Genomic DNA, 14853 nt, shown 5'->3' with positions numbered 1-14853 from the left:
AGCGGGGGGTGGGGGGTCATTGGGCGGCCCGGAGGGCGGCGTGGAGTTCCTGGAGGGGGCGTACCCGCATGTCGCCCCGGATGCGGGCCTCGATGCCCATCACCGCCGCCGCCACCCCCGGCACGGTGGTGATGCACGGGATGTCGGCCGTGACGGCGGCGCTACGGATCTCGTAGCCGTCCGAGCGGGCGCTCGCGCCGGAGCCCTGCGGGGTGTTCACCACCAGGGCCACGTCACCGGCGAGGATCATCGACACCGCGTCCGCGCCCTCGCCCGCCTGGTAGTGCTTGCGGATCTGCTCACAGGCGATGCCGTGCCGGCGCAGCAGCTCGGCGGTACCCGTGGTGGCGACGATCTCGAAGCCCAGGTCGGCCAGCCGCTTGACCGGGAAGATCATGGCCCGCTTGTCCCGGTTGGCCACCGAGACGAAGATCCTCCCGGTGGTCGGCAGCGAGCCGTACGCGGCGGACTGGCTCTTGGCGAAGGCGTGCCCGAAGCTGGTGTCGATGCCCATCACCTCGCCGGTGGACTTCATCTCCGGGCCGAGCAACGAGTCGACACCCTTGCCGGCCGGGGTGCGGAACCGCTTGAACGGCAGCACCGCCTCCTTGACCGCGATCGGGGCGTCGGGCGGCAGCACCCCACCGTCGCCGGTCGCCGGGAGCAGCCCCTCGGCGCGCAGCTCGGCGATGGTCGCGCCGAGGGCGATCCGGGCCGCCGCCTTCGCCAACGGCACGGCGGTGGCCTTGGAGACGAACGGGACGGTACGCGAGGCCCGCGGGTTCGCCTCCAACACGTAGAGCATGTCGTCCTTGAGGGCGTACTGGACGTTGAGCAGGCCGCGTACCCCCACCCCCCGGGCAATCGCCTCGGTGTAGCGGCGTACCTCGGTCAGGTGCGAACCGGCCAGCGTGATCGGCGGCAGCGCGCACGACGAGTCGCCGGAGTGGATGCCGGCCTCCTCGATGTGCTCCATCACGCCGCCCAGGTAGACCTCACCGTCGGCGTCGCAGAGCGCGTCCACGTCGATCTCGATGGCGTCGTCGAGGAACCGGTCGACCAGCACCGGGTGGTCCGGGGAGATGTCGGTGGCCCGCCCGATGTAGTCGCGCAGCGTGGCGTCGTCGTAGACGATCTCCATGCCCCGCCCGCCGAGCACGTACGACGGGCGCACCAGCACCGGGTAGCCGATCTCGTCGGCGATCGCCTTCGCCTCGTCGTACGAGGTGGCCATGCCGTGTGCCGGGGCACGCAGGCCGGCCCGGGCCAGCACCAGGCCGAACGCGCCGCGCTCCTCGGCCAGGTGGATCGACTCCGGGGAGGTGCCGACCACCGGCACCCCGGCGTCCTTGAGCCGCTGCGCCAGCCCCAGCGGGGTCTGCCCACCGAGCTGCACGACCACCCCGACCACGCCGGGGCCGCCGGCCGCCTTCCCGGAGGAGTCCTCGGCGTGCCACACCTCCAGCACGTCCTCGAAGGTCAGCGGCTCGAAGTAGAGCCGGTCGGCGGTGTCGTAGTCGGTGGACACCGTCTCCGGGTTGCAGTTGACCATGACGGTCTCGTAGCCGCCGGCACCGGACCCACCGCCGGCACCGGACCCACCGCCGGAACCCGATCCGGCACCGGACCCGTCCGGGTCGGGCAGCGGGGCGGCACGCAGCGCCTGGACGGCGTGCACGCAGGAGTAGTCGAACTCGATGCCCTGCCCGATCCGGTTCGGCCCCGACCCGAGGATCAGCACCTTCGGCCGGTCCGACGGGGCGACCTCGGTCTCCTCGTCGTACGTCGAGTAGTGGTAGGGGGTGGTCGCCTCGAACTCGGCGGCGCAGGTGTCCACCGTCTTGTAGACCGGGCGCACGTCGAGCCGGTGCCGCAGGGTGCGCACGCCGTCCTCGGCGGCCAGCTCCGGGCGCAGCGCGGCGAGCTGCCGGTCGGACAACCCGGCCCGCTTGGCCCGGCGCAGCAGGTCGGCGTCGAGCACCGGGGCGGCCACGATCTCGGTCCGCAGCTCGACCAGGCTGACGATCTGGTCCAGGAACCACGGGTCGATACCGCCGGACGCCGCCGCGACCTCGGCGACCGACGCGCCCAGCCGCAGCGCCCGCTCGACGGTGTAGAGCCGCCCGTCGTGCGGCGTCCCCAGCGCGGCGAGGGTGTTCTCCCGCGTCGCCCCCTGCGGGTCCGGGGTGGTCCAGAAACCCGACGCCTTGGTTTCCATCGAGCGCATCGCCTTGTTGAGCGCCTCGGTGAAGTTACGGCCCAGGCTCATCGCCTCGCCGACCGACTTCATCGTGGTGGTCAGCTCCGGGTCCGCGCCGGGGAACTTCTCGAACGCGAACCGGGGGATCTTCACCACCACGTAGTCCAGCGTCGGCTCGAACGCCGCCGGCGTCTTCAACGTGATGTCGTTGGGGATCTCGTCGAGGGTGTAGCCGATGGCCAGCTTCGCGGCGATCTTGGCGATCGGGAAGCCGGTGGCCTTCGACGCCAGCGCCGACGACCGGGACACCCGGGGGTTCATCTCGATCACCACGATCCGGCCGTCGGCCGGGTTGACCGCGAACTGGATGTTGCAGCCGCCGGTGTCCACCCCGACCTCGCGCAGCACCGCGATGCCCAGGTCACGCAGGTTCTGGTACTCCCGGTCGGTGAGCGTCATCGCCGGGGCGACGGTGACGCTGTCGCCGGTGTGCACGCCCATCGGGTCGATGTTCTCGATCGAGCAGACCACCACCACGTTGTCGTGCCGGTCGCGCATCAGCTCGAGTTCGTACTCCTTCCAGCCGAGCACGCTCTCCTCGATGAGCACCTCGTGCACCGGGCTGGCGGCCAGGCCGGACCCGGCGATGCGGGTCAGGTCCTCGTCGGTGTGCGCCATGCCGGAACCCAGTCCGCCCATGGTGAACGACGGCCGGATCACCACCGGCAGGCCCAGCTCCGCGACGGTCTCCCGGACCTCGTCCATCGAGTGGCAGACCCGCGACCGGGGCACCAGGCCGGCCGGGTCGGCCAGCCCCAGCCGTACGCCGGCCTTGGCGACGATCTCCTTGAACAGCTGGCGGTCCTCACCCCGGTTGATCGCCTCGATGTTCGCGCCGATCAGCTCGACGCCGTACTTGTCGAGGACGCCCGCCGCGTGCAGGGCGACCGCCGTGTTCAACGCCGTCTGCCCGCCCAGGGTCGGCAGCAGCGCGTCGGGGCGCTCCTTGGCGATGACCAGCTCCACGAACTCCGGGGTGATCGGCTCGACGTAGGTGGCGTCGGCGAACTCCGGGTCGGTCATGATGGTCGCCGGGTTGGAGTTGACCAGGCTGACCCGGATCCCCTCGCTGCGCAGCACCCGGCAGGCCTGGGTGCCGGAGTAGTCGAACTCGCAGGCCTGACCGATCACGATCGGCCCGGAGCCGATCACCAGGATGTGCTTGAGATCGTCGCGCTTAGGCATTCGTGCGCCCCTCGCTGTGGTTCCGGCCCGCACCGGGCTGCCCGTCGGGGCCACGGCCCTCGATCAGCTCGGCGAAGCGGTCGAAGAGGTAGTCGGCGTCGTGCGGGCCGGCTGCCGCCTCCGGGTGGTACTGGACGGTGAAGGCGGGCACGTCCACGGCCCGCAGCCCCTCGACGACGTTGTCGTTGAGGCAGACGTGCGACACCTGCACGCCACCGAACTCGGTCTCGATGACCTCGTCGGGGACGACCGCGCCGGCCGCCGCCCCGGGCTCGCGGCCCGGCCAGGCCACCGCGAAGCCGTGGTTGTGGCTGGTCACCTCGACCTTGCCGGTGGCCCGGTCGAGCACCGGCTGGTTGATGCCCCGGTGGCCGTAGCCCAGCTTGTAGGTGCCGAAGCCGAGCGCCCGGCCGAGGATCTGGCTGCCGAAGCAGATGCCGAACAGCGGGATCCGCCGGCTCAGCACCTCCCGGGCCAGCGTCACCGGCCCGTCGGCGGTCGCCGGGTCACCCGGGCCGGGCGAGAAGAAGACCGCGTCCGCGCCGGTGGCCAGCAGGTCGTCGATGCTGGAGTTGGCGGGCAGCACGTGGGTGGTGACCCCCCGGGCGGCCAGCCGCCGCGGCACGTTGCGCTTGATGCCCAGGTCCAGCGCGGCGACGGTGTAGCGGTGCTCGCCCTCGGCCTCGACCACGTACGGGGTGGCGGTGCTCACCTCGGCGGAGAGGTCCGCGCCGACCATCTGCGGGGACTGCCGGACCCGCTCCAGCAGGGCGCGCGGGTCGTCCTCGACGCTGGAGATGCCGACCCGCATCGCACCACGTTCGCGCAGGTGCCGGGTGAGCGCCCGGGTGTCCACCCCGGCGATGCCGACCACACCTTCGACGCCGAGCCGGTCCTCCAGGCCGCCGGTGGACCGCCAGTTGGAACCGATCCTGGCCGGGTCGCGCACCACGTACCCGGCGACCCAGATCCGGTCGGACTCGTCGTCCTCGCCGTTGACGCCGGTGTTGCCGATGTGCGGGGCGGTCTGCACCACCACCTGCCGGTGGTAGGACGGGTCGGTCAGGGTCTCCTGGTAGCCGGTCATCCCGGTGTTGAAGACCGCCTCGCCGAAGGTCTCCCCGACACTGCCGTACGCCTCACCGTGGAAGGTGCGCCCGTCCTCCAGGACCAGGATCGCCGATCTGCGCCTACCCATCACACGTCACCTCCGATCCGGACTGCGGGACTCCGCTCCGCTACGTTCCTCGCTCGGATCACGCGCCCACCTCCGATCCGGACTGCGGGACTCCGCTCCGCTACGTTCCTCGCTCGGATCACGCGCCCACCTCCGATCCGGACTGCGGGACTCCGCTTCGCTACGTTCCTCGCTCGGATCACTTGACAGCCTTTCCGTCCAGGACCGTCGGCTCGCCGCGCAGGAAGGTCGCCACGATGCGACCCGGCAGCGTCATGCGGGCGTACGGGGTGTTGCGACTGCGGCTGGCCAGCTCCGCGGGCTCGATCACGCGTCGGGCGGCCGGGTCGACCAGGGTCAGGTTGGCCGGTACCCCGGGTGCCGGGTCGAGGCCGTGGCCGTCGAGTCCGGCGATCCGGGCCGGGGTCCGTGACATCCGGTCGGCGATCAGGTCCCACTGCGGGCCGAGCACGTCGAGGGCGATGGACAGCGCCGTCTCCAGACCGAGCATGCCCGGCCGGGCGTACGCCCACTCGCACTCCTTGTCCTCCACCGCGTGCGGGGCGTGGTCGGTGGCGACGACGTCGATGACGCCCTCGGCGAGCGCGGTGCGCAGCGCGGCGACGTCGGTGCCCGTCCGCAACGGCGGGTTGACCTTGAAGACCGGGTCGTAGCTGGCCGTCGGGCTCCAGTCGGGCGAGAGCCCGGGGCTGGCCTGCTCACCCCGGCCGGCCACCACCTCGTCGGTGAGCAGCAGGTGGTGCGGGGTGACCTCGGCGGTGACCCGTACCCCCCGGGCCTTGGCCTGGCGCAGCACCTCGACGCTGCCGGCGGTGGAGACGTGGCAGACGTGCAGCCGGCTGCCGACATGCTCGGCGAGCAGCACGTCGCGGGCGATGATCGCCTCCTCGGCGACGGCCGGCCAGCCGGTCAGCCCGAGCCGGGTGGAGACCTCCCCCTCGTGCATCTGCGCGCCCTCGGTGAGCCGGGGTTCCTCGGCGTGCTGGGCGATGATCCCGTCGAACGCCTTGACGTACTCCAGGGCCCGGCGCATCAGCTTGGGGTCGGCGACGCAGTGCCCGTCGTCGGAGAAGATCCGCACCCGGGCCGCCGAGTCGGCCATCGCGCCCAGTTCGGCGAGCCGCTCGCCGGCCAGCCCGACGGTGACCGCGCCGATCGGCTGCACGTCGACCAGCCCGGCCTGCCGGCCGAGCCGCCAGACCTGCTCGACCACGCCCGCGGTGTCGGCGACCGGCGAGGTGTTCGCCATCGCGCAGACCGCGGTGTAGCCGCCCAGCGCCGCCGCCCGGGAGCCGGAGTCGACCGTCTCGGCGTCCTCCCGGCCGGGCTCGCGCAGGTGGGTGTGCAGGTCGACCAGGCCGGGCAGGGCGACCAGGCCGGTGCCGTCGATGACGGCGGCCTCCGGGTCGGTCAGCCCGGCTCCGGTCTCGGCGACGACGCCGTCGCGGATCAGCAGGTCGGTCGGCGGGCCGCCGACGACGCTCACGTTCGTGATCAGGTACGCGGTCACCGGTTGTTTCCTCCGAGCAGCAGGTAGAGCACGGCCATCCGCACGGAGACCCCGTTGGCGACCTGTTCGACGATGGTGGAGCGGGGTGAGTCGGCGACCTCGGGGGTGATCTCCATCCCCCGGTTCATCGGCCCGGGGTGCATGACGATCGCGTGTTCGGGCAGCCGGCGCATCCGTGGCCCGTCCAGCCCGTAGCGGCGGGCGTACTCGCGGGCGGACGGGAAGTAGGAGTCGTTCATCCGCTCCCGCTGCACCCGCAGCATCATCACCACGTCCACCCCGGGCAGCACCGCGTCGAGGTCGTAGCAGACGTCGGTGCCGGGGTCGGCGTCGGTCGCCACGGACCCGACGCCGGCGCGGGCGGCCCAGTCGACCGGGATCAGCGTCGGCGGGCCGACCAGGGTGACCTTGGCGCCGAGGGTGCTCAGCAGCAGGACGTTGGAGCGGGCCACCCGGGAGTGCAGGACGTCGCCGACGATCGCCACGTGCAGGCCGGCGAGCCGACCCAGTCGGGCCCGCATGGTGTACGCGTCGAGCAGCGCCTGGGTGGGGTGCTCGTGGGTGCCGTCGCCGGCGTTGACCACCGACCCGTCCACCCAGTTGGCCAGGCGGTGCGGGGCCCCGGAGGCGGGGTGCCGGACGACCACCGCGTCGGCCCCCATCGCCTGGAGGGTCAGCGCGGTGTCCTTCAGGCTCTCGCCCTTGGTGACGCTGGAGCCCTTGGCGGAAAAGTTGATCACGTCGGCGCTGAGTCGCTTGGCGGCGGCCTCGAACGAGATCCTGGTCCGGGTGGAGTCCTCGTAGAAGAGGTTCACCACGGTCCGGCCGCGCAGCGCCGGGAGCTTCTTGACCTCGCGGCCGGCGACGGTGGCCATCTCGGCGGCGGTGTCGAGGATCTGGGTCGCGGTGTCGGCGTCCAGGTCGGCCCCGGAGAGCAGGTGTCTGATCACGGGCGGGGCCGCCTCTCGTTCGCGTCTGCCGGATGCCGTCGCGGCGCGCTCACCGGGTCCCCCCGCAGAGTCGGACCTCGTCGGCGCCGTCGGTCTCGACGAGGGTGACCTTGACGCTCTCGGCGAGCGCGGTCGGGATGTTCTTGCCGACGTAGTCGGCGCGGATCGGCAGTTCCCGGTGGCCCCGGTCGACCAGCACGGCGAGCTGCACCGAGGCGGGTCGGCCGACGTCGTTGAGGGCGTCGAGGGCGGCCCGGACGGTACGGCCGGAGAAGAGCACGTCGTCGACGAGGACGACCCGCTTGCCGTCGATGCCGCCCGGGGGCAGTTGGGTCGGGCCGACCGCACGGGTGGCGTGCCGACGCAGGTCGTCGCGGTAGAGAGTGATGTCGAGCACCCCGACCGGGACGTCGACGTCCTCGAAGGTGCTGATCCGGGCGGCGAGCCGTCGGGCGAGCGGGGCGCCCCGGGTGGGGATTCCCAGCAGGACGGTGTCGGCGGCGCCCTGGGTCTTCTCCAGGATCTGGTGGGCGATCCGGTCGACGACGCGCTGGACGTCGGCGCTGGCGAGGATCACCTTCACCGAGGGTTGTCGCTCGGGCGACGGATGGGCAGCCGGTGGGCAGGCCACGGCGGACCTCCTTCCCCGCCTCACGGGACGGGTCGTTAAAGGATGTCGGGGGTGTCCGGTCGGGTCAGGGTGGCCCGACCGGGGCTGGCGGCCACGTTACCAGCGGTCACCTCGCGGTTCACCGCGACCCACTGATCCCTGGATCAGGACGGTGAAATCCGGACAACTCCCCCGCTATCTCCGATGGGAATGTCACGAGCACTTGACCACGTGTCGCAATCCCCGTACCGTCACGCTCCGTAGCGATCGCTGGGAGAACCCCAAAGCACAGCACTGGGAGTGTCCGAATGCCCTCTGAATACGCCAAGTCGCTGGGCGCCCGCCTGCGCTCCATCCGCCAGCAGCAGGGCCTGTCCCTGCAGGGGGTGGAGGAGAAGTCAAACGGACGCTGGAAGGCGGTGGTGGTCGGCTCGTACGAGCGCGGCGACCGGGCCGTCACCGTGTCCCGGCTGGCGGAGCTGGCCGACTTCTACCGCGTACCCGTCTCGGAGCTGCTGCCCGACGGCAGCGGCGTACGGCACGAGCCCACCAGCAAGATCGTCCTGGACCTGGAGCGGCTCTACGACGAGGCCTCCGAGGACCTCGCCTACGTCGCCCGGTACGCCCGGGCGATCCAGCAGCAACGGGGCGACTACAACGGCCGGGTGCTCTCCATCCGCGCCGACGACCTGCGCGCCCTGGCGATCGTCTACGACGCCTCGCCGTCCGGGCTGATCGAGCGGCTCACCGAGCACGGTGTGCTGGTCGCCGACCCGCGGGCGTTCTTCGCCTCCTGATCCGCGGTCGCTGACGTCGAAGGGCCCGTGCCGTCCGGCACGGGCCCTTCTGTCACACCGTCTCCCGCCCCCGGCGGCGCGGACCGGCCCTGGTGGGGCGGCACGCGCGCGACCCGGTCAGCGGGTGGCGTACTCGGCGATCCGGCCGAGGATGCCGTTGAGGAAGCGCGGCGAATCGTCGGTCGACATCTGCCGGGCCAGCTCCACCGCCTCGCTGATCGCCACCGCGTCGTCGATCTCGTCGACGTAGAGCAGCTCGTAGACGGCGATCCGGGCCAGGTTGCGGTCGACCGCCGGCATCCGGTCCAGGGTCCAGCCCTCGGCGTAGCTGGCGATCACCTCGTCGATCCGGTCGAGGTGCGCGGCGACCCCCTCGACCAGACCGACCGCGTAGTCCAGGTGCTCGGGACGCGGTTTCTCGATCCGCTCGACGTAGCCGGCGAGCACCTCGACCGGAGGCCGGTCCCGCAGGTCCGCCTCGAAGAGCACGTCCAGCGCCCGCTTACGCGCCTTGCGACGCGCCGGCATCTGCTGCTTGGCGCCCTCGGCCATCAGGCCCGGCCGAGGTAACGGCCGTCGCGGGTGTCGACCTTGATCTTCTCGTCGGTGGTGATGAAGAGCGGCACCTGCACGGTCGCGCCGGTCTCCACGGTGGCCGGCTTGTTGCCGCCGGTCGACCGGTCGCCCTGCAGACCCGGCTCGGTGTAGGTGACCTGGAGCACCACGCTGGTCGGCAGCTCGATGTAGAGCGGCACACCCTCGTGGGTGGCGACGGTCGCCTCGGCCTCCGGGAGGAGGTAGTTGGCGGCCTCGCCGACGGTGCCGCCGGGGACGGTGATCTGGTCGAACGTCTCCAGATCCATGAAGACGTAGTCCTCGCCGTCGGCGTAGAGGTATTGCATGGTGCGCTTGTCGACGGTGGCGGTCTCGACCTTGGTGCCCGCGTTGAAGGTCTTGTCGACGACCTTGCCGGACAGCACGTTCTTCAGCGTCGTGCGGACGAACGCCCCACCCTTACCGGGCTTGACGTGCTGGAACTCGACGACGGCCCAGAGCTCCCCGTCGAGGTTGAGTACCAGGCCGTTCTTGAGGTCGTTGGTGGATGCCATTTCCTGCCTTGATCATCAATTGGCGGACAGACCTGGCAAGTCTACTAGCTGCGTCTAATCGGCGGCGGTTCCGGCGGCCGGGGACCGCCCCGCCGCCACCGACCACCCCGACCGTCACGCACAGTGACGGAAGCGGGGGTCAGTCGGCCCCGCCGAGCCGGGTGGCGAGGTGCCGCAGCGCGAGCCGGTAACCGTCCACGCCGAGCCCACAGATGACGCCGGTGGCCACCGCCGACACCACCGAGTGGTGCCGGAACTCCTCCCGGGCGTGGATGTTGGAGATGTGCACCTCGACCAGGGGCGCACGCAGCAACGCGCAGGCGTCCCGCACCGCGATCGAGTAGTGCGACCAGGCCGCCGGGTTGAGCACCACCGCCGCACCCTCGTCCGCCGCCCCGTGCAGCCAGCCCAGCAGCTCGTGCTCGGCGTCGGTCTGCCGGACCACCACGTCCAGCCCCAGTTCGCGGCCCGTCTCGACGCAGAGCGTCACCAGGTCGGCATAGCTGGTAACGCCGTACACGTCGACCTGACGGGTGCCCAGCCGGCCCAGGTTGGGCCCGTTGAGCACGTACACCCGGGGGGTGGCGGTGGTCACCGGCTGACCTCCCGGTAGGCGGCGTGCAGCAGCTCGTCGTCCGGGCCGTCCAGGATTGCCGGCCTGGCCAGCCCGTCGAGCACCACGAACCGCAGTCGACTGCCCCGGGCCTTCTTGTCCACCCGCATCGCCGCCAGCAGGTCCGGCCAGGCGTCCGCCGGGTAGCTGGTCGGCAGATCCAGCGCGGTCAGCACGCTGCGGTGCCGCTCGGCGGTCGCCGCGTCGAGCCGACCGGCCAACCGGGCCAGGCTGCCGGCATAGACGGTGCCGACGGAGACCGCGTGCCCGTGCCGCCAGCGGTACCCCTCGACCTTCTCGATCGCGTGGGCCAGGGTGTGCCCGTAGTTGAGCACCTCCCGGACACCCGACTCGCGCAGGTCACCGGAGACCACGTCGGCCTTGACCCGGATCGCCCGCTCGATCAGCTCCCGGGCCACCGGGCCGGTCGGGTCGACGGCGGCGGCCGGGTCCCCCTCGACCAGGTCCAGGATCGCCGGGTCGGCGATGAAGCCACACTTGACCACCTCGGCCAGCCCGGCGGCCAGGTCGGCCGCCGGGAGGCTGTCCAACGTGCCCAGGTCGGCCAGCACCCCGACCGGCGGGTGGAAGGCCCCCACCAGGTTCTTGCCGGCCCCCGTGTTGACTCCGGTCTTACCGCCGACGGCGGCGTCGACCATGCCGAGCAGCGACGTCGCCACCGGCACCCATTGCACCCCGCGCAGCCAGCAGGCCGCGACGAAGCCGGCCAGGTCGGTCACGGCACCGCCGCCCACCCCGACCACCGCGTCGGTACGGGTGAAGCCGGCCGCACCGAGCTGCTCCCAGCAGTCGGCGGCCACCTCGACCCGCTTGCCCGCCTCGGCGTCGGGCACCTCGATCGCCAGCGGGGTGACCCCCGCCCCGGCCAACCGCTCGCCGATCTCCTCGGCCAACGCCCGTAGGGGCGGCGCGTACAGCACCGCCGCCCGGGTCGCGTCGGGCAGCAACGCGGGCAGCTCGGCCAGCAGGCCCCGCCCGACCAGTACGTCGTACGGCCGTTCGCCGCCGACCGGAATCCGGGTCACCTCGTCCATCGCCGGGAGCCTAGTCCAGCGTCGGCTTCGACACGGCGGGTGTCCACCTGGTGGCGGTCCGGGAGAGGAGGTGGCCGACCGACCACGGCCCGGAGATCGGACCATCGGCCGCCCGACCGAACCCTCATCGGGTGCCGGACCCGCCGGATGCCGGACCCTCGTCGCATGCCGGACCCGCCGGATGCCGGGCCCACCGCGTGCCGGACCCACCGCGTGCCGGACCCACCGCGTGACCGCACGGCAGGGCCGGCGTTTAGCCCGACAGAACCCGGGCACCGGGGACGGGATCGACCCGAACGCGGAGGAACCCATGGCCGGCACCACCATCGACGGCGCGGACATCCGGCTGCCGGCCGTCATCCTCGGCGTCGGCCTCGGCGGGTTCGTCGACGGCATCGTCCTGCACCAGGTGCTCCAGTGGCACCACATGCTCAGCAGCACCGGCAGCGACAACGTCGGGATCAGGGCGTATCCGGTGGACACCGTGCCCGGGTTGCAGATGAACACCCTGTGGGACGGGCTGTTCCACGTGGTGACCTGGGTGGCGGTGCTCACCGGGCTGGCCCTGCTCTACTCCCGGGTCACCCGGTCCCGGGGCCGACTGTGGCGCTCCGGGATGCTCTGGGGCTGGGCACTGGTCGGGTGGGGACTGTTCAACCTGGTCGAAGGGGTGATCGACCACCACCTGCTCGGCATCCACCACGTACACGGTGGTCCGTACCAGACCGCCTGGGACGTCGGCTTCCTGCTGCTCGGGGCGGCACTGGTGGCCCTCGGCTGGGCGGTCCAGCGTCGCGCCACGGCCGTGGACACCTGCGCCGGGCAGCGATGACCGGGGCGCACGACGGCGGGGTCGGACCGCTGCTGCTCGTACCGGCGGTGGTGTTCTGGGGTTATCTGGCCGCCGCCCTGCGCCAGCGTGACCCGGGGCGGGCCGGTTGGAGCCACTGGCGGACCGCCAGTTTCGGCGCGGGCGCTGCGCTGCTCGCGCTGGCCCTGCTGCTGCCCGCCCACGACCTGGTCGGGCACATGTGGCAGCACCTGCTGGTCGGCATGCTCGCGCCGCTCGGGCTGGTGCTGGGCGCACCCGGCACGCTGGCCCTGCGGACGGTACGCCCCCGGGCCGGCCGGGCCGCGCTGCGGCTGCTGCGGCATCCCGCCGTGGCGGTGGCCACCCACCCGGTCACCGGCCTGCTGCTCACCGCCGGGGGCCTATACCTGTTGCACCTGACGCCGCTGTACCGGGCCACCCTGACCCACCCCGGCCTACACCCGCTGCTCCTGCTGCACTTCCTGCTCAGCGGGTACGCCTTCACCTGGGCGATCGCCGGCCCCGACCCCGGGCCGCACCGCCCCGGCGTGCCGGTGCGCCTGGTGGTGCTGGGCCTGTCCGTCGCCGCCCACGCCACCCTGGCCCAGCTGATGTACGCCGGCCTGGTCGACGCCGCCGCCCCCGCCGACCAACTGCGGACGGCGGCGACCCTGATGTACTACGTCGGCGACCTGGCCGAGATCCTGCTCGCGCTGGCCCTGCTGGTGACCTGGCGGCCCGAACCCCGCCGCAACGAGTCGACGCCGGTCCGGCGTCGCCGGGTGGGCCCGGTCAGGGCTTGAGCAGGGCGACGATCTCGGCGGCGAGGTCCTCCGGCGCGCGGCCGTCGGTCACCACCGTCGCCGTCGCGACCTCCGCGTAGAGCGGCCGACGCTGGTCCATCAGGTGCTTGAGGGTGGCACGCGGATTCACCGACAGCAACGGCCGGCCGGCACCGAGCCCGACCCGCTTCACCGCGTCGGGCAACTCCACCGACAGGTGCACCACGGTGTGCCCGACCAACGCGGCCCGGTTCTCCTCGGCGAGGATCGCCCCACCGCCGAGGGCGAGCACCCCGGCGTGCGACGTCAGCGCCGCCAGCACCGCGGCCCGTTCCAGGGCCCGGAAGTGCGCCTCACCCTCGTCGATGAAGATCTCCGGGATCGGCTTGCCGGCCATCTGCTCGATGTCGGTGTCGGTGTCCCGGAACGCCACCCCGAGCAGGGTGGCCAGCTCCGCGCCGACGGTGCTCTTGCCGGAGCCGGGCGCCCCGACCAGCACGCAGACAGGCTTCGTCACTGGTCCAGCCTTTCGTTCGCGACTGCGGGGCTCCGCTGCGCTGCACTCCTCGCCCTCACTGGTCCAGCCTTTCGTTCGCGACTGCGGGGCTCCGCTGCGCTGCACTCCTCGCCCTCACCGAAGCCAGCCTTTCGTTCGCGACTGCGGGGCTCCGCTGCGCTGCACTCCTCGCCCTCACCGAAGCCAGCCTTTCGTTCGCGACTGCGGGGCTCCGCTGCGCTGCACTCCTCGCCCTCACCGGGGCCAGCCCTTCTTGGCAGCCGGCGCTCACCGGATGATCAGCGCGTCGAGGTAGCCGGCAAGGTTGCGGCGGATCTCGGCCACCGAGTCACCGCCGAACTTCTCCATGGCGGCCTCGGCGAGGACCAACGCCACCATCGCCTCCGCGACCACCGCCGCAGCAGGAACCGCACACACATCCGACCGTTGGTTGATCGCCGTCGCCGGCTCACCCGTGGTCACATCCACCGTGGCCAACGCCCGGTTCAACGACGAGATCGGCTTCATCGCCGCCCGCACCCGCACCGGCTCACCCGTGGTGATCCCACCCTCCAGACCACCCGCCCGGTCGGTGACCCGACGCACCCCGGTCGCGGTGGGCATGATCTCGTCGTGCGCCTCCGAGCCTCGGGACCGGGCCTGTTGCCACCCGTCCCCGATCTCGACGCCCTTGATCGCCTGGATCGACATCAACGCCGTCGCCAACCGGGCATCAAGCTTCCGATCCCACTGCACATGACTACCCAGACCCGGCGGCACCCCGTACGCCAACACCTCCACCACCCCACCGAGCGTGTCAGCAGCCTTCTTCGCAGCATCCACCTCAGCGACCATCCGGACACTGGCATCCGGATCGAGACACCGCAACGGGTCCGCGTCGATCCGCTCAGCATCCTCGGGCGTCGGCCGTAGCCCCGGCTTCGCGGCCACCGAACCCAACTCCACCACGTGCGACACGATCTCGATGCCGAGGGCCTGCTTCACCAGGGCCTTCGCCACGGTGCCCACGGCCACCCGCGCAGCCGTCTCCCGGGCGCTGGCCCGCTCCAGAATCGGCCGCGCATCCGTGTGACCGTACTTCTGCATGCCGGCCAGGTCGGCGTGGCCGGGCCGGGGACGGGTCAGCGGAGCGTTCCGGGCCTGACTCGCCAACTCGCCCGCATCCACCGGGTCGGCGGCCATCACCGTCTGCCACTTCGGCCACTCCGAGTTCCCCACCCGGATCGCGACCGGACTGCCCAGCGTGACGCCGTGCCGCAGACCACCGACGACCTCGACCTCATCCTGCTCGAACGCCATCCGCGCACCCCGGCCATAACCCAACCGACGCCGCGCCAACTCACCCACGATGTCACCAGAAGTCACCGCCACCCCGGCGGGAACCCCCTCCAACAACGCCACCAGAGCCGGACCATGCGATTCACCTGCAGTCAGCCAACGCAACACGACGGTCAGT

Annotated in this window: 14 protein-coding genes; 3 read left to right on the top strand and 11 right to left on the bottom strand. The window is 72.0% G+C overall.

What is annotated here, in order from left to right; all coding sequences use genetic code 11:
- Window positions 1-16: 16 nt before the first annotated feature.
- The 5 genes from carB to pyrR form a co-directional block, all read right to left on the bottom strand.
- Window positions 17-3445 (bottom strand): carbamoyl-phosphate synthase large subunit, encoded by a 3429-nt coding sequence (carB, locus tag ACQP2H_RS10950; protein ID WP_433232499.1) that lies wholly within the window; start codon window positions 3443-3445, stop codon window positions 17-19.
- Window positions 3438-4643 (bottom strand): glutamine-hydrolyzing carbamoyl-phosphate synthase small subunit, encoded by a 1206-nt coding sequence (gene carA, locus ACQP2H_RS10945; protein WP_219469723.1) that lies wholly within the window; start codon window positions 4641-4643, stop codon window positions 3438-3440. Before carA ends, carB begins: the two co-directional genes overlap by 8 nt.
- Before the next feature lie 178 nt (window positions 4644-4821).
- Window positions 4822-6153, bottom strand: a complete 1332-nt coding sequence (locus ACQP2H_RS10940) for a dihydroorotase (RefSeq protein ID WP_208570159.1) — start codon at window positions 6151-6153, stop codon at window positions 4822-4824.
- Window positions 6150-7103, bottom strand: coding sequence for an aspartate carbamoyltransferase catalytic subunit (locus tag ACQP2H_RS10935; RefSeq protein ID WP_208570158.1), 954 nt, complete (start codon window positions 7101-7103; stop codon window positions 6150-6152). Before ACQP2H_RS10935 ends, ACQP2H_RS10940 begins: the two co-directional genes overlap by 4 nt.
- A 49-nt stretch (window positions 7104-7152) precedes the next feature.
- Window positions 7153-7734, bottom strand: a complete 582-nt coding sequence (gene pyrR / locus ACQP2H_RS10930; protein ID WP_088645219.1) for a bifunctional pyr operon transcriptional regulator/uracil phosphoribosyltransferase PyrR — start codon at window positions 7732-7734, stop codon at window positions 7153-7155.
- Between the two features lie 287 nt (window positions 7735-8021).
- On the opposite strand from pyrR, the gene bldD reads away from it, so the two are divergent.
- Window positions 8022-8510 (top strand): transcriptional regulator BldD, encoded by a 489-nt coding sequence (bldD, locus tag ACQP2H_RS10925; protein ID WP_013285505.1) that lies wholly within the window; start codon window positions 8022-8024, stop codon window positions 8508-8510.
- A 117-nt stretch (window positions 8511-8627) separates the two neighbouring features.
- Here bldD and nusB read toward each other — a convergent pair whose 3' ends face one another.
- The 4 genes from nusB to aroB form a co-directional block, all read right to left on the bottom strand.
- Complete coding sequence (gene nusB / locus ACQP2H_RS10920) at window positions 8628-9038, bottom strand: transcription antitermination factor NusB (RefSeq protein WP_208570213.1); 411 nt, start codon at window positions 9036-9038, stop codon at window positions 8628-8630.
- Between the two features lie 23 nt (window positions 9039-9061).
- The gene (efp, locus tag ACQP2H_RS10915; protein WP_091253160.1) at window positions 9062-9619 is read right to left on the bottom strand and encodes an elongation factor P; all 558 of its coding nucleotides are present in this window, start codon (window positions 9617-9619) and stop codon (window positions 9062-9064) included.
- A 139-nt stretch (window positions 9620-9758) separates the two neighbouring features.
- Window positions 9759-10214 carry a type II 3-dehydroquinate dehydratase gene (aroQ, locus tag ACQP2H_RS10910; RefSeq protein WP_208570157.1) on the bottom strand — a complete coding sequence of 152 codons (456 nt, stop codon included), beginning with the start codon at window positions 10212-10214 and terminating at the stop codon, window positions 9759-9761.
- On the bottom strand, window positions 10211-11287 hold the full coding sequence (gene aroB, locus ACQP2H_RS10905; RefSeq protein WP_219469717.1) for a 3-dehydroquinate synthase: 1077 nt from the start codon (window positions 11285-11287) through the stop codon (window positions 10211-10213). The genes aroQ and aroB overlap by 4 nt, the downstream gene beginning before the upstream one ends.
- A gap of 310 nt (window positions 11288-11597) precedes the next feature.
- On the opposite strand from aroB, the gene ACQP2H_RS10900 reads away from it, so the two are divergent.
- Both ACQP2H_RS10900 and ACQP2H_RS10895 read left to right on the top strand, forming a co-directional pair.
- Window positions 11598-12119: a DUF2243 domain-containing protein gene (locus ACQP2H_RS10900; protein ID WP_433232491.1), complete on the top strand. Its 522-nt coding sequence runs from the start codon at window positions 11598-11600 to the stop codon at window positions 12117-12119.
- Window positions 12116-12901, top strand: coding sequence for a cytochrome c oxidase assembly protein (locus ACQP2H_RS10895; protein WP_433232488.1), 786 nt, complete (start codon window positions 12116-12118; stop codon window positions 12899-12901). The genes ACQP2H_RS10900 and ACQP2H_RS10895 overlap by 4 nt, the downstream gene beginning before the upstream one ends.
- Here the strand turns inward: ACQP2H_RS10895 and ACQP2H_RS10890 are convergent.
- Window positions 12891-13397 (bottom strand): shikimate kinase, encoded by a 507-nt coding sequence (locus ACQP2H_RS10890; protein WP_208570153.1) that lies wholly within the window; start codon window positions 13395-13397, stop codon window positions 12891-12893. The two genes, ACQP2H_RS10895 and ACQP2H_RS10890, sit on opposite strands and share 11 nt — an antisense overlap.
- A 267-nt stretch (window positions 13398-13664) precedes the next feature.
- Window positions 13665-14843 (bottom strand): chorismate synthase, encoded by a 1179-nt coding sequence (gene aroC / locus ACQP2H_RS10885; protein ID WP_357535842.1) that lies wholly within the window; start codon window positions 14841-14843, stop codon window positions 13665-13667.
- Window positions 14844-14853: the final 10 nt, after the last annotated feature.

The organism is Micromonospora sp. CA-248260 (genome assembly GCF_050942205.1).
In the GTDB taxonomy this organism is placed as follows: Bacteria; Actinomycetota; Actinomycetes; order Mycobacteriales; family Micromonosporaceae; genus Micromonospora; species Micromonospora antibiotica.
The sequence above is the reverse complement of the archived record's forward strand: the minus strand, read 5'-3'. Positions and strand labels throughout refer to the sequence as shown.

Coding starts and splice junctions, on each gene's coding strand:
- carB (WP_433232499.1), bottom strand. CDS start 3,445: ATGCCTAAGCGCGACGATCTCAAGCACATCCTGGTGATCGGCTCCGGG.
- carA (WP_219469723.1), bottom strand. CDS start 4,643: ATGGGTAGGCGCAGATCGGCGATCCTGGTCCTGGAGGACGGGCGCACC.
- bldD (WP_013285505.1), top strand. CDS start 8,022: ATGCCCTCTGAATACGCCAAGTCGCTGGGCGCCCGCCTGCGCTCCATC.
- nusB (WP_208570213.1), bottom strand. CDS start 9,038: ATGCCGGCGCGTCGCAAGGCGCGTAAGCGGGCGCTGGACGTGCTCTTC.
- efp (WP_091253160.1), bottom strand. CDS start 9,619: ATGGCATCCACCAACGACCTCAAGAACGGCCTGGTACTCAACCTCGAC.
- aroB (WP_219469717.1), bottom strand. CDS start 11,287: ATGGACGAGGTGACCCGGATTCCGGTCGGCGGCGAACGGCCGTACGAC.
- ACQP2H_RS10900 (WP_433232491.1), top strand. CDS start 11,598: ATGGCCGGCACCACCATCGACGGCGCGGACATCCGGCTGCCGGCCGTC.
- ACQP2H_RS10895 (WP_433232488.1), top strand. CDS start 12,116: ATGACCGGGGCGCACGACGGCGGGGTCGGACCGCTGCTGCTCGTACCG.